Below are 12,575 nucleotides of genomic sequence, written 5' to 3' on the forward strand. Positions count from 1 at the left end.
GTTGCCTTCGGTACTACCGCCGCTGGAACTGGTTGAGCAGCCGCAGCCGCCGGGCGTTGGTGATGATCCCGGTCAACGTCACCACGAACGTGCTGATGGAGTCGGCGAAGTCCTCGATCCGCCATTCCTGGGGCCCCGTGTACCAGGCCAGGCCGTCCCCGGTCAGCTCCTCGGGGGTCAGGTCGGTGAGCGCGGCCGCGGCCAGGATGTTCGCCCAGCGGTCGACGTCGCCGAATATCACCGCGTACGGCAGGTAGCGCGAGTACAGCTCGACTCGCTGGCCGGGGGGCGCGCTCGCCGCGCTCGGGCCCAGCAGGTAGTCGCGAAAGCCCACGGTGTGCGCGTACACCGAGCTGCCCAGGGCGGATTTGGCCGGCATGTACTGCGCCCCCGCCGTGACGGCGGCGCCCGCGATGATGACGGCCAGACCGGTGAAGGCCGCACTGGTGAACATCGCGAGAACACCGGTCAGGACGGCGCCCGCGACCGTCACCGCCATGCCGACCGTGCTCCAGCGGGTGCGCACCTGGTTGGGCGAGCGGGCGAACCACTTCATCCGCACCATGTCGCGGTAGAGCTCCTCGCGCACCCGGTCGATGCGCGCCGGGAAGTCGGGCGACGTGCGGGGTGATCCCACCTGGGAGAGCCGGACCGTCTGGCGTCCTCCGAACAGCGCGTCCAGCAGCATCCACTCGTAGGACAGGAGGGTGTCCTCCGGCGGGCCGTCCAGGCGGACCAGGCGCCAGTCCACGGACGTGAAGCTCTCGTGCGGCAGTTCCTCCAGGCGGACGTAGCCGCGGACCGCCAGGTCGACCACGGCGCCGGTGAGGTCGGTGATGTCCACGGTCTCGTTGACGAGTGTGCCGATCTGGCCCGGGTGCACGCCGTCCGGCGGGGCGAACCTCAGCCGCCCGTGCTCGCCCTCGGCCACCGGCGCGTGCTCACCGGCGGCGGCCTCCATGCGCAGCGCGCGCTCGTCACGGCCCCGGACACGGATCAGTACCATCAGTCCGCCCACCAGTACCGCCAGCAGGAGCCCGAACACGCTGGCGGTGGCCGGGGTGACCGCGAACGCGGACGTCAGCGACCAGCGGCGGGTGAGGATGGGCTCCCCCTCGGCGGTCCCGGAGGGGTAGTTGACGACGATGTCGAGCCGGTCGTCGGGGTCCATGTCGACCTGGAAGAAGTGCGCGACCCCGGCTTCGGGCCCCATGTCCGAGGCTGTGCAGTACATGGCGCTACGGGGCTCACCCGCCAGGCAGGAGAGCGCCTCCGGGGGCAGCGGTGCGGTGACGGTGACGTTGGTGGACTGGACGGTGTGACTGTAGGCGCCGACCGCCCGCCACTCCATCTGTACCCCCTGCGCGACCTCGCTGACGGTTCCGCTCACCCGGTAGGTGAGTACCACTCCCGATGTCCCCGCGGTGGGGATGTCGGCGAACAGGGCTCCGTTCTCCTTGCGCACGTCCACGTCGAGTGTGTTTCCGTCCAGGTCGGTGGCCTGGGTCCCGGTGACCTCGAACTCCCGGTCGTGGTCGGTGTCGTACAGCATCGTCTCGGTGAGCGCCCTGGTGAAGACCTCCGGGGCGCCGCCGGAGAAAGCGATGGTCTCCTCGCCGTGGAGGATGCCCGCACGGTCGAGTTCGAGCCGGACGTCGTTGGTGATCTCCGGAGCCGAACGGGTGCCGGAGGCGGCCGTGGGGCTCCCCGGTACTGTGGGGTCCGGTGCCGCCGCCGTCGCGGCGCGGGCCTCCCCTCTCGGCCACGCGACGGCGATCCCGGCGGCCAACGAGGACAACACGAGAACGGCCGTCGCCACCGCGACGGCCGGGCGCCAGGAGCCGACACACCACATGACGCGAGAGCCTATCCGGTCCCCCGGTGTATCCCCCCTCCAGGGCACGGCATCCGACACCGTGCTCCGGCGCCGTGAGGAGTCACCGTGATGAGACGCAGGCCAGCTCCGGGGCCGGACTTCTGGTCCGAAAACCCCGGGTTCTTCCAGCGTATGGGCCTCGGTGTGTCGCTCACACTGGGTGCGGGCCTGGCCGCGGCGGGGTTCACCGGCTTCCTCTCGATCTCGGCGATGCTGCCGTCGGCGAACGCGTGGTCGCACCCCGCGGCGGTCCCGGGCGCCCAGGCGGACAACGCGATGGACGAGACGTCATCGGAGCGGTCGCTGGCCGGGACCGGGCGGGGCGACCTGCTCGGCGACAACCCGCTGTACCGAATCGGCGAGCTCGGCGAGGTGACCTGCGACGCACCCGAGCTGGACCAGGGGGAGCCGGAGTCGGTGGAGGCCTTCGTCCACGAGATCGCCGACTGCCTGGACCGGGCGTGGGGCTCCTATTTCGCGGCCGCGGGGATGGAGTTCACCTCCCCCAACCGGGTGTACTGGTACGCCGCCGGCCACAGCCCCTGCGGAGCGTTCCCCACCGAGGGCACCGCGGCCTTCTACTGCCAGGCCAACCAGGGCCTGTACCTGGGGGTGGAGGACATCGTGGCGGCCTCGGCGGGCAGTGACAAGCCCGAGGCGTACACGTTCCTGCTCAGCCACGAGTACGGGCACCACGTGCAGGGGCAGTCGCGCATACTCGCCGAGTTCCACAGTGCGCGCGCGGACGTGGACCAGGAGCAGTCCGACGAGCTGACCAGGCGAAACGAACTCCAGGCCAATTGTTTGGGAGGGGTTTTCCTGGGTGCCTCGGGCACATCACTGGGTCACGGCGGGTACGAGCGGGAGAATATCCTCGACGACGTCGGGCTCCGTGCCGACCGGGGAGGCGAGCACACCCACGGTTCGGTGGAGAACGGTCGCTTGTGGACGGCGCACGGTCTGGACCGTGTGGACCCGGCGGCGTGCAACACGTGGAACGCCCCCGAGGAGCTGGTGCGGTGACGCGCCCGCGGGGGCATTGGCAGGGACCGGCCCGTGCGGCCCGGTGGACGGCGACGACAGGGCGGGCGGACAGGGGTGTACGCGAGGTTCGGTGAGTCGTCGGTGTCCGCGGCCCGCCGTGCCAACCGCCGGGCGTTCGCTCTGGCGACCGCCTTCGTGGCGGTGCTGCTGGCACTGGCGCTGCTGTCGTGGACCACGGTCGAGGAGGAGGGCCCGCGGCCCGGGGCCGCCGACGGCACCGGTTCCGGTGCGTCCGCCTCCGACGAGAAGCCCGGCCAGGGCCCCTCCGGCTGGACCGACGGTGAGGGGCGGACGGGACTGTCGGAGGGGCTCGACCAGCAGGAGCGCCCCTCGGGGCACACCGCGCTGGTCGCCAATCCGCTGTACGAGACCGGACGGCTGAGCCCGCGCCCGTGCCCGGCGCCCGAACTGGACGTGGACGACGCGGAGTCGATGGAGGCGTTCCTGAACTCGGTCGCGGACTGCCTGGACGACGCCTGGCAGACCCAGTTCGCCCGCGCGGGGATCCCCTTCACACCTCCGGACCGGGTGTTCTGGAGCGAGTCGGGGGTGAGCCCGTGCCGCGCGTATCCCTCACGGGCGGGCGCGTTCTACTGCCGGGCGAGCACGAGTATCTACATCGGCACCTCGGACGTGGTGGAGAAGTGGAACGGCGCCACGCGCAGCGTGGTGTACGCCTCCCTGCTGGCCCACGAGTACGGCCACCATGTGCAGGGGGAGTCCGGGCTGCTGGAGTACTACCACGAGCAGCGCGAACAGGAGGAGGACGCGCTGGAGCGCAACTCGTGGACGCGCCGCAGCGAGCTACAGGCGAACTGCCTGGCCGGGGCGTTCCTGGGATCGGTCCAGGTGAGCTATCCGCTGGACGAGGACGACCTGGAGAGCCTGCTGACGGACGCGGCGGCCACCGCCGACCGCGAGGGGTCTCCTGACGAGGACCGCACGCACGGGTCGGCGGACAACAGTGTCAGGTGGACCCGGAAGGGCTGGGAGGAGCAGGCCCCGGGGACGTGCAACACCTGGGACGTTCCGGAGGAGTCCCAGGTGCACTGAGGGGCGTCCGCGCGCACCAGAGCCGTCCCGCCGGCGGCGTTCGCGAAAACGGGTGGACCCGGCGGACGGTGATCCCCTAACTTGGGGCCTCCCCAACGTGAGGATTCAGCGCGCATGACGCCCCCCGCTCTTTAGACCTGACACTTCCCTGCGCATCGGTAGCCGACCACGCCGTCGGCTCTCTTCCCCATGCTCTTCGTCAGGTCTTAAGAGAGATCGCGTTGTCTTCACACCCTCATACCGTGCTGCCCTGGGCGGTACGGCGCACCCGCCTGCCCCTGATCACCCTCCCGTGCGTGGACTGCCCTTCCGGCCGCGCCAGCACCGGTGACGGCAGGTTCCGCGTCAACGCCAACGGTAAACTCCTCGACGTCTGGCTCCTGGTCAACTGTGTTTCGTGTGACCGGACCGGCAAGCTCACCGTCCACGACCGCGTCGCGGTCCGCTCCCTGCCCGCCGGCCTTCTGGCCGGGTACACGGCCAACGCGCCCGCCCTCGTCGCGGACGCCCTCCTCGGCCCGTCGACCGCCCGGCGCAACCGGTTCGCGCTCGATTGGGACGGGTGCTGGGAACTCCACGCACCTCCGGTGCCCGAGAGTCCGTGGCCTCTCCGGGTCGCGGTCGCCTTCGACGATCCCGTGCCGGTCCGCCCCGAACGCCTCATCGCCCGGGGCCTGGGCGTCAGCCGGGGCGAGGCCGTTCGCCGAGCCAAGACCGACATCCCGCTGAACCGCAGGACGAAACGGGACTTCTCCTTCGTCCTGGTGTAGCCGGTCCCGTGGGCCCGGGGACCGCTTCCGGACCGAACGGTGGTCCCCTGCTGTGACGGCGCCCGTCCCCGCCCGCCGGCCACGCGTCGGAGGGCGGGGATCCGGAAGGCGGCCGGGACCGAGCGCATGGCCGCACTCGCCGAGACCGCTCATCGCCTGCTCACCCCGGGCCTTTCCGTCCCCGACCAGGAGGGGTGTGAGCGACGGACGCCTGAAGCCGTGTCCGAAACGCTCCCCAGGCGTACTGGAAGCACCCCTTGAGCGGCGCCTTCCACGCACCCCGTCCCCGGCTCCCCGGCTGACGGCGACACCGCCCGGCGGGGCCTCGCCGGCGTTGTCCACAGGTTCGATCGAGCGCTGACACTCGAACACTCAGCGTGGCAGGATGCTTGGTATGTCGGACCTCGCCGAATCCCTCAATCCGTACGGGCCTGACCCGAGCTCCCCCGCCCCTCGTTCCCCCGAGGCCTCCGCCGCGACCGCGACGGCCGAGCGCGCGGGGCCCGCACAGGACCGCGTGGAGCTGCGCGTGCACGGTGTCAGCGGCGGGCAGGCCGAGGAGCTTTTGGACGTGGAGCCCGCGATGCGGGTGGGCGGCGACCGGCTGGCGGGGTTCTTCCGGTGGCGCCGTGAGCCCGACACCGAGACCGTCCCGGGTGTGCGCCGGGAGATCTTCGCCTGGGGCAACCTCACCTCCGGGAGCTCCTCCCGCGCGTTCTGGCTACTGCTGTTGCCGTTCATGCTGGTCAACGTGGCGTACTGGATGCGGCCGGGGCGGATGGACCGCAGCCCGACAGGGGCGCGGCGGCTGGCCAACAACGCCTACGGCGCGGGCGTGCGGCTGCTGGCGCTGTCCCTGACGGTGCTCATCACCCTGGCCGCGGCGGGGGTCGGCATGGACCTGGTGGCCTGGCAGTGCGCCGCCTGGCAGGGTGAGGCGTGTGTACAGGCGCGCCCGTGGCTGGCGTTCCTGGGCTCGCCCTCGTCTCCCCTGTCCGCGCCGGGTCCGGCCCTGCTCGTGGGCTCGGTGCTGCCGGTGGCCGTGATCGCGGTGCTGTGGCGGCTGTCCCGGCGCACGGCCTCCGACTACGAGGTCGTGACCAGCTCGGTGCCGCCCAAGCCCAGCGCGACCGCCCCGCTGAGCCACGCCGACTTCTGGCGCAACAGCGAGACCATGGCACGGCTGCGCTCGGCGCACGTCTCGGCGGCCCTCGGCACGGTTGCCGCGCTGCTGCTCATCCCGGCGTTCCGACACGACCTGGAGCCGGCGGTGGCCGGCCTTCCCGAGGGAACCGGCCCCTGGGTCGCCGGTACGGCCCTGGCCGCACTGCTGGCGGTGGTGGTCGCGGCGAGCGCGCTGAGCGTTCTGGTCCCGGGTGTGGATCCCCGCTGGAACGCGCGGGCCGATCGGATCTGCCGCCTGCTGCGCGACACCACCCTGGTTCTGGGGCTGGCGGTGGCCGCGTACGCGCTGTGGCCCCGCCCGGGGTGGGAGGCCTCCGGACGGCTGCCCGGCGACGGGGCGGTCCTCAACGCCCTGTTCGCGGTCCAGGTCGCCCTGGTGCTGGTGATGCTGGTGGCAGCACTGGTGCTGTTCGTCTCCGACCGGGCCCACGACGGCACCGCGATGCTCGGCCTGGCGGGCCCGGCCACCGCCGCCCTGGGCGCCCTACTGGGCGGCGGGTTCTCGGCCGCGCTCGTCTACCAGGGTTCGCTCCTGCTGAGCGGCTGCGGCTCCCTGGCCACCCCGGAGGTGGACTGCCTGCCGCTGTCGGTGCCGACCGCCTACTCGTGGCTCCAGCTGGCCTTCGCCCTGGAGGCGGCCATCGCGCTGGCCGTGGTGGCGGTGCTCGCCCTGGTGCTGCGCCGCGGCACCAGGGCGCACCTGCCGGGGGTCACCGAGGACTACGCGCGCAGTGTGCGCGACCACCGGACCTGGGACATCGCCCACGCGCGGGCCGCGGGCCGGATGACCGAGGCGCTGCCGTCCGTGCTGGGGGCGTTCCTGCTACCCGTGGTGGCGCTGGGAGCGCTCGCGCTGTACTCGACGCTGTCGGGAAACCTGACGGCCGGTCCGGCGTCCGCGGCGACGGCCGTGTCCGGCGAGGTGCGGGGGGCCGTCGCCCAGGGGACGGTGTCGTGGCTGATCGGTATCGGCTCGCTGCTGGGCGGCGCGGCCCTGGTGACGCTGGTGTGGATCGGACGCGGCGCCTACCGCGACCGGCCCACGCGGCAGGCGGTCGGCGCGCTGTGGGACGTGGGCACGTTCTGGCCCAGGGTGGCGCACCCGCTGGCACCGCCGTCCTACGCGGAGCGTGCGGTACCGCAGCTGTCCGCCCGGGTGGCCCTGATGTGCCGGGAGGGCACGGACGTGGTGCTGTCGGGGCACTCGCAGGGCTCGGTGCTGGCGGCGGCCACGGTGTGGCAGATACCCACCGACTGCCTGGGGCGGATCGCGCTTCTCACGCACGGTTCCCCGCTGGACCGCCTGTACGCCCGCTACTTCCCGGCCTACTTCGGCCCGGAGCCGTTCGCCGACCTGCGGGAGCGGGTGTCGGCGTGGCGCAACCTGTGGCGGGTCACCGACGCGATCGCCGGACCGGTGCGGATGCGTGCCCCCGCCGAGGGGCCGGGGTCCCCGCGCACCGTGGAGCAGGCCGGGCCGCTGCCGGACCCGCGCTCATACGACGCCCCGCCAGGCGAGGCGAGACGGCCGGAGGTCCTGGGCCACTCCTCCTACACGGACGACCCCGCCTACGCCGAAGCACTCCGGCTGGCGCTGAGAACCATGGAGGGGGTGGAGGCACCTCACGGGGGCGTTGTCTGAGGGGGACCGCTGGGAGCGGGTACTACCAGGGGCCGTAGGGGCCGTTGTTGTTGCTGTTGCCGCCCACGCCCTTGACCGCCGGGCGCACGTCGAGCAGGAAGACGAGAGTGGCGACCAGGCCGAGAATGACGAACATCCCCCTGCCGGAGAACACCGCCAGCAGGGAAAGAGCCGTGGCGACACCGGTGAGGACGACCCACAGCTTCTTGGTCTGTTTGTCCATCAGCTCGAACGCCGCGGCCGGCGTGCGGATCGCCTCGATCAGCGCGTACAGACTGGCCACGAACGTGACCAGATAGATGGCCTGCCAGATCATATGGAACAAAACGCACACTCCCGACGACGTCCGAGCGAAGGTCCGCCCGCTCTCCACCGTAAACGGATCGGCCCCGCCGATCGTGCCCGGCGAGGGACGAATCACACGCGTCTCACCCGGGAGCGGGCGGCGGAAGGGGGCCGGACGGGGGCCCGCGTCGGACCGCCCCGAGGCGGGGGCGGCGGGCCGCCGCTGGTCACAGCGGGATGTGCCAGAGGCAGGTGACCGTGGCCAGGAGGAAGGCGGAGCCGCCCATGATGAAGGCACCCGCGTGGTACGTGAGCTCGTCGTCGGGGCGCAGGAGGCGGTTGACGCGCCGTACGACCCCGGGTTCGGCCTCGGGGACGGCGGCCATCGCCCCGGCGGGAACCGGCGCCGGCCCGGCGGCGCCGAAGCGCAGCAGCGCCATGGCCAGCTCGCGCGAGGAGCTCCTGCGGCGGGCCTGGTCGTCAGCGCACATCTCGATGAGCAGCGCGACGCTCTCGTAGTAGGTGCGCACCAGGCGGACCCGCGGGAAGGCGCGTTTGAGGGAGGAGAAGGGCAGCAGCACGAGATCGTGGCGCTGGCGCAGGTGGGCGCGCTCGTGGGCCAGAACGGCGGCCAGTTCCCGGGTGTCGAGGACAGCGAGGGCTCCGGCGCTGATGACCACCTGCGAGCGGAGCACCCCCGGGAGGCAGTACGCGGCGGCGGCCGGGTGGTCGACCACGCGGGCGCCGGGCACGTCGGGGTGCTCGCTGGCGACGAGTTCGAGGAGGTCGTAGTGGCGCCGGCGGACGCGGACCACGTGGACGAAGGAGGCGACCAGGCCGCAGAAGAGCACGAGGGTCAGCGCGACCGCCAGGACCACGGCCGCGATGTGGGTGATGCCCTCGAAGCCCTGGGAGAGCTCGGCGAGGAGTAGGTCGCCGGTGACGACGTCGGCCGTCAGGGCCATGGCACCCCCGGCCGCGCCGAGCTGGTAGGAGGAGAGTCCGAAGGCCAGCAGCGCGCCGATGGTGGACACGCCCCAGGCCAGGCCGAGCGCCTGCCAGGTGATCACGGCGGTGTAGGGGCCCCGGGAGGGCCACTTCGCCCGGTGGAGTGCTTCCATGGCGATGAGGCAGCCGACCGCGACGAGAGTGAGAAGGGCGGCACTGACCATACGGACTAGTTCCTTGGCTGCTCGGTTTCCGCGAGTGCGCGCCGAAGCGCGTCAGCCTGTGTGTCGTCCATGGATTGGACGAAGGCGGCCAGGGCGGCGTCGCGGTCCCCCGTCTGCCCGAGCGCGTCGAACATCAACTCGGAGACGTATGCCTCGCGGCTGGCTGCCGGACGGTAACGCCACGCACGACCCTCACGTGCCCGGGTGACGACCTTCTTCTTGGCGAGCCTGTCGAGCACGGTCATGACGGTCGTGTGCGCCAGGTCGCGTTGGGCGAGAGCCTTACCGACCTCACGAACCGTCATTGGTTCGTTCCGTGCCCACAGTACATCCATCACTGCGCGTTCGAGTTCGCCAAGCCGATTCATGGCTGTGAGTCTACCGGGGGTCGTACTACGGGTTGTCGTACCCCCAGGTTAATTCCTCATCACCTACGGGACAAGGGACAACGCCCTTCCGGAAGACGGGGATCCGCCCCGCGAGGGCTCCTCCCGCGAACTGCCTACTCCGGAAGACTGGACTCACGTAACCTCCGGGTCGATACTGCCCCTCCAGCACGGAAGGAAGCACCACGATGGCCTCCCCGAACCACTCCCGGACCTCCGTCGTCCGGGGCGACATCACCGAGCAGAGCGTCGACGCGATCGTCAACGCCGCCAACAGCTCCCTCCTGGGCGGTGGCGGTGTGGACGGCGCCATCCACCGCAAGGGCGGCAAGTCCATCCTGGAGGAGTGCCGCCGACTACGCGCAGGACACTACGGGGGCGGCCTGCCCGTGGGGAACGCGGTGGCGACCACAGCCGGACGGCTGCCCGCCCGGTGGGTGATCCACACGGTCGGCCCCGTCTACAGCGCCGCTGAGGACCGGAGCGCGCTGCTCGTCTCCTGCTACGGCGAGTCCCTGCGCGTCGCCCACGAGCTGGGCGCGGAATCGATCGCCTTCCCGGCGATCTCCACGGGCACCTACGGCTGGCCGGTCGAGGACGCGGCGCGCATCGCCGCCTGGGCGATCCACTCGGCTCAGCTCCGCGTGCCGGAGATCCGCATGGTCGTGTTCGACGACGCCGCCTTCCGGGCCTTCAAGGCGGCCTTCAACCCCAGCTGAGTACACGGACACCCCTCCGTGTGACGGCTTGGAACCGTGCCCGGTCCCAGCGGCCGGGATCTGCGACGGGCGGCGGGTAGCCGAGGGGCGGGTGCCGTTACCGGTGCCCGCCGTCCACCGCCAGCTGCCGTAGTCGTTCGCCACGTCCCCGTCCGCGAGGTGGGGGTGAAAGCGGTCGGCGCCCTGACGCCAGTGCGCGCGGGGTCCTGGATCCTGGGTGAACAGGACGATGGCGGCCGGAGCCGAGCGCCCCCTCGCCCAGCGCCGCCAGACGAACAGGTCGAGGGCCTTCCCGCGGAAGAGCCGGTGCCGGGGCCGGTCGACGGGTATGGGGAGCCTATGGAGACAAGCCTCCCACCTGCGAGGAACCAAGCGGCCCGTCCCCGTGTCGGGGTGTCCAGCTGTCTGCTCGGCGCTCCGGTGCGCTACAACGGAGGGCACTCGCGCTCGCGTTTCCTCACCGACGAACTCGACCGCCACGTGGACTGGCTTCCGGTCTGCCCCGGAGGCGGGCGGGACCGGGTCGTCTCCAGCGCCGACGGAGCCGACCACTCGGAAGAGTTGGCGCGGACCGTCGACCGACATCTGGTCCAGCCGCGCCGCCTGGACGGGTACGTGCTCAAGAACAAGTCACCCAGCTGCGGCCTCTTCGCCCTACCGGTGTTCAACGACGACGGCGACCGGGTGGACGGCAAGGGGCGGGGGGCCTTCGCCCGGCGTCTCACCGAGATCCTGCCCGCACTGCCCGTGGAGGAACAGGGCCGCCTGACGGATCCCGTACTGCGCGAGATGTTCGTGCAGCGGGTGTTCGCGCACGCCAGGCTGCGAGAGCTGTGGGAGTCGCCCTGGCGCCCGCGCGACCTGATCGCGCTGCACACCCGGCACAAGCTTCAGCTGATGTCGCACTCTCCCGACGGCTACCGGGAGACGGGCCGGATCGTGGCACGTGCGGGGACCGCCGCCCCCGAGGAGACCGAGGCCGCGTACACGGACGCGTTCCACCGGGCGATGGCGGTGCGTCCGAGCAGGGGCAAACACGTCAACGCGCTGCAACACGCCTTCGGGATGCTGAGCACGCTGCTGGACGACGCCCGCAGGCACGACCTGTTGGTGGCGATCGAGGACTATCGGCGGGAGCAGGTTCCGCTGAGTGTCCCGGTGGCCCTGCTGCGCCACCACTGCGCGGCGGAGGACGTCGGGTGGGCACGCGACCAGACCTACCTCCGCCCCTACCCCGACGAACTGCGGTTGCGGCACTCCGTCGCGGTCTGACCCTTCGCCCCACACCGTGGACACGCCTTGAGACCGATCCACTACAGTGAGCGACACCCCTGGTCCTCGACCGGCTTCCGGTGACCCGACTCTGAGGTTTCGGTGTGTTCGCGACTCTCTCCCGGCGGGCCGTCGTGCTCGCCTCCTCCTGCGCGATCGCCACGGCTGTCGCCACGCTGGCCACGCCTTCGCCCGAAGGAATGACGGAGCGGTTCGGCCGCCACCTCGGCCCGCCCGCCCGGGTGGTCGGCGGCGGGCCTCGGCCCCCCCTGCCCCAGGAGGCGTCCACGCCCGCGCCCGTCCCCCGCCCCGGACAGGTGTCGGTCTGCGACGAGCCCGGCAGCGACGAGATCGTGACCCTGCCCGCCCCCGGTGCTCCCGGGGGCGGGCGCCCCCTGTGGATTCGCCGCCCGCCCGGACCCGACAGCGCTGACCTGCCCGTGCTCTACCTGCTGCACGGGTCCGCGTCCACCCACGAGACCCTCATGGACGAGAACGTCGGCGAGCTCATGGACCGCGAGATGTGCCGGTCGGGGGTCGAGTTCGTCATCGCCGCCCCGCATGGCCAGGAGTACCGGGGCACCACCACCGAGTGGGGTGACGCCGCCCACGGACGGTTCGCCCTGGAGAGATTCGTCACAGGAGCGTCCGTGGCGGCCGTGGAGGGTGAACACGTGCGCCCCCGCGCGTTGCGCGCGGTCGGCGGATTCTCCATGGGCGGGTACGGGGCGGCGGCGCTGGCCCTGCGCAACCCCGGCCTCTACACGCAGGTGGCGTCCTGGGCCGGGTACTTCCGTGTGGACGACCCGCACGGCACCTTCGGCGGCGATACCGCGCCCCACTCGCCCAGCCTGCTGTTGGACTCCGAGGAGGTGCGCGACATCAGGTTCATGCTGGTGGAGGGCACCGACGACCACACCCCGCTCCAGGAGGGCAGCATCCACGGGGAGGCCGAGCGCTTCGCCGGCCTGCTTGCCGAGCGCGGTATGACGGTCGCCACGCTCCATCCGCACGGAGGCCATGACTTCGCGACGTGGAAGCGCGCCTTCCCCGACACCGTCGACTTCCTGGTCTCCGGCTGGTCCGCTACACCGTAGGCCGCCCCGAGTCAACACCCGGCCCCTCGAACAAACCGCTGGGGAACAGTGTGTACCTTCGTCGCTGTTGACGA

11 protein-coding genes and 1 pseudogene are annotated in these 12,575 nt (G+C 71.8%); 7 read left to right on the forward strand and 5 right to left on the reverse strand.

Going from position 1 to position 12,575, the window contains the following annotated elements:
• Positions 1-13 precede the first annotated feature (13 nt).
• Positions 14-1,855, reverse strand: coding sequence for a DUF2207 family protein (locus AC0T5L_RS03225; RefSeq protein WP_476163819.1), 1,842 nt, complete (start codon positions 1,853-1,855; stop codon positions 14-16).
• A gap of 153 nt (positions 1,856-2,008) precedes the next feature.
• Between AC0T5L_RS03225 and AC0T5L_RS03230 the strand changes: the two genes are divergently transcribed.
• The 4 genes from AC0T5L_RS03230 (at position 2,009) to AC0T5L_RS03245 (ending at position 7,570) form a co-directional block, all read left to right on the forward strand.
• Positions 2,009-2,899, forward strand: a complete 891-nt coding sequence (locus tag AC0T5L_RS03230) for a neutral zinc metallopeptidase (RefSeq protein WP_476164091.1) — start codon at positions 2,009-2,011, stop codon at positions 2,897-2,899.
• Between the two features lie 75 nt (positions 2,900-2,974).
• Positions 2,975-3,973 (forward strand): neutral zinc metallopeptidase, encoded by a 999-nt coding sequence (locus AC0T5L_RS03235; protein WP_476163820.1) that lies wholly within the window; start codon positions 2,975-2,977, stop codon positions 3,971-3,973.
• 242 nt (positions 3,974-4,215) lie between these two features.
• The gene (locus AC0T5L_RS03240) at positions 4,216-4,743 is read left to right on the forward strand and encodes a DUF1062 domain-containing protein (protein WP_476163821.1); all 528 of its coding nucleotides are present in this window, start codon (positions 4,216-4,218) and stop codon (positions 4,741-4,743) included.
• A gap of 394 nt (positions 4,744-5,137) precedes the next feature.
• Positions 5,138-7,570 carry a hypothetical protein gene (locus AC0T5L_RS03245; RefSeq protein ID WP_476163822.1) on the forward strand — a complete coding sequence of 811 codons (2,433 nt, stop codon included), beginning with the start codon at positions 5,138-5,140 and terminating at the stop codon, positions 7,568-7,570.
• Between the two features lie 22 nt (positions 7,571-7,592).
• Here AC0T5L_RS03245 and AC0T5L_RS03250 read toward each other — a convergent pair whose 3' ends face one another.
• The 3 genes from AC0T5L_RS03250 to AC0T5L_RS03260 form a co-directional block, all read right to left on the reverse strand.
• Positions 7,593-7,895 carry a DUF2516 family protein gene (locus AC0T5L_RS03250; RefSeq protein WP_476163823.1) on the reverse strand — a complete coding sequence of 101 codons (303 nt, stop codon included), beginning with the start codon at positions 7,893-7,895 and terminating at the stop codon, positions 7,593-7,595.
• A gap of 187 nt (positions 7,896-8,082) precedes the next feature.
• Positions 8,083-9,027, reverse strand: a complete 945-nt coding sequence (locus tag AC0T5L_RS03255; protein WP_476163824.1) for a M56 family metallopeptidase — start codon at positions 9,025-9,027, stop codon at positions 8,083-8,085.
• Between the two features lie 5 nt (positions 9,028-9,032).
• Positions 9,033-9,395: a BlaI/MecI/CopY family transcriptional regulator gene (locus AC0T5L_RS03260; protein WP_476163825.1), complete on the reverse strand. Its 363-nt coding sequence runs from the start codon at positions 9,393-9,395 to the stop codon at positions 9,033-9,035.
• Positions 9,396-9,601: 206 nt separating this feature from the next.
• On the opposite strand from AC0T5L_RS03260, the gene AC0T5L_RS03265 reads away from it, so the two are divergent.
• A complete protein-coding gene (locus AC0T5L_RS03265) occupies positions 9,602-10,132 on the forward strand; it encodes an O-acetyl-ADP-ribose deacetylase (RefSeq protein WP_476163826.1) in 531 nt (176 codons plus the stop codon).
• Between the two features lie 93 nt (positions 10,133-10,225).
• Here the strand turns inward: AC0T5L_RS03265 and AC0T5L_RS03270 are convergent.
• Positions 10,226-10,573, reverse strand: a pseudogene (locus tag AC0T5L_RS03270) (FAD-binding domain-containing protein); the annotation flags it as partial.
• Between AC0T5L_RS03270 and AC0T5L_RS03275 the strand changes: the two are divergent.
• Positions 10,472-11,404 (forward strand): YbgA family protein, encoded by a 933-nt coding sequence (locus AC0T5L_RS03275; protein WP_476163827.1) that lies wholly within the window; start codon positions 10,472-10,474, stop codon positions 11,402-11,404. The pseudogene AC0T5L_RS03270 and the gene AC0T5L_RS03275 sit on opposite strands and share 102 nt — an antisense overlap.
• 104 nt (positions 11,405-11,508) lie before the next feature.
• Positions 11,509-12,501, forward strand: a complete 993-nt coding sequence (locus tag AC0T5L_RS03280; RefSeq protein WP_476163828.1) for an alpha/beta hydrolase — start codon at positions 11,509-11,511, stop codon at positions 12,499-12,501.
• Positions 12,502-12,575 lie beyond the last annotated feature (74 nt).

Source organism: Nocardiopsis sp. TRM 82005 (genome assembly GCF_056312425.1).

What these genes read in the sequence shown, in the direction of transcription:
- AC0T5L_RS03265 (WP_476163826.1), top strand. Translation starts at nt 9,602, where the DNA reads ATGGCCTCCCCGAACCACTCCCGGACCTCCGTCGTCCGGGGCGACATC.
- AC0T5L_RS03275 (WP_476163827.1), top strand. Translation starts at nt 10,472, where the DNA reads ATGGAGACAAGCCTCCCACCTGCGAGGAACCAAGCGGCCCGTCCCCGT.
- AC0T5L_RS03230 (WP_476164091.1), top strand. Translation starts at nt 2,009, where the DNA reads ATGGGCCTCGGTGTGTCGCTCACACTGGGTGCGGGCCTGGCCGCGGCG.
- AC0T5L_RS03245 (WP_476163822.1), top strand. Translation starts at nt 5,138, where the DNA reads ATGTCGGACCTCGCCGAATCCCTCAATCCGTACGGGCCTGACCCGAGC.
- AC0T5L_RS03225 (WP_476163819.1), bottom strand. Translation starts at nt 1,855, where the DNA reads ATGTGGTGTGTCGGCTCCTGGCGCCCGGCCGTCGCGGTGGCGACGGCC.
- AC0T5L_RS03255 (WP_476163824.1), bottom strand. Translation starts at nt 9,027, where the DNA reads ATGGTCAGTGCCGCCCTTCTCACTCTCGTCGCGGTCGGCTGCCTCATC.
- AC0T5L_RS03260 (WP_476163825.1), bottom strand. Translation starts at nt 9,395, where the DNA reads ATGAATCGGCTTGGCGAACTCGAACGCGCAGTGATGGATGTACTGTGG.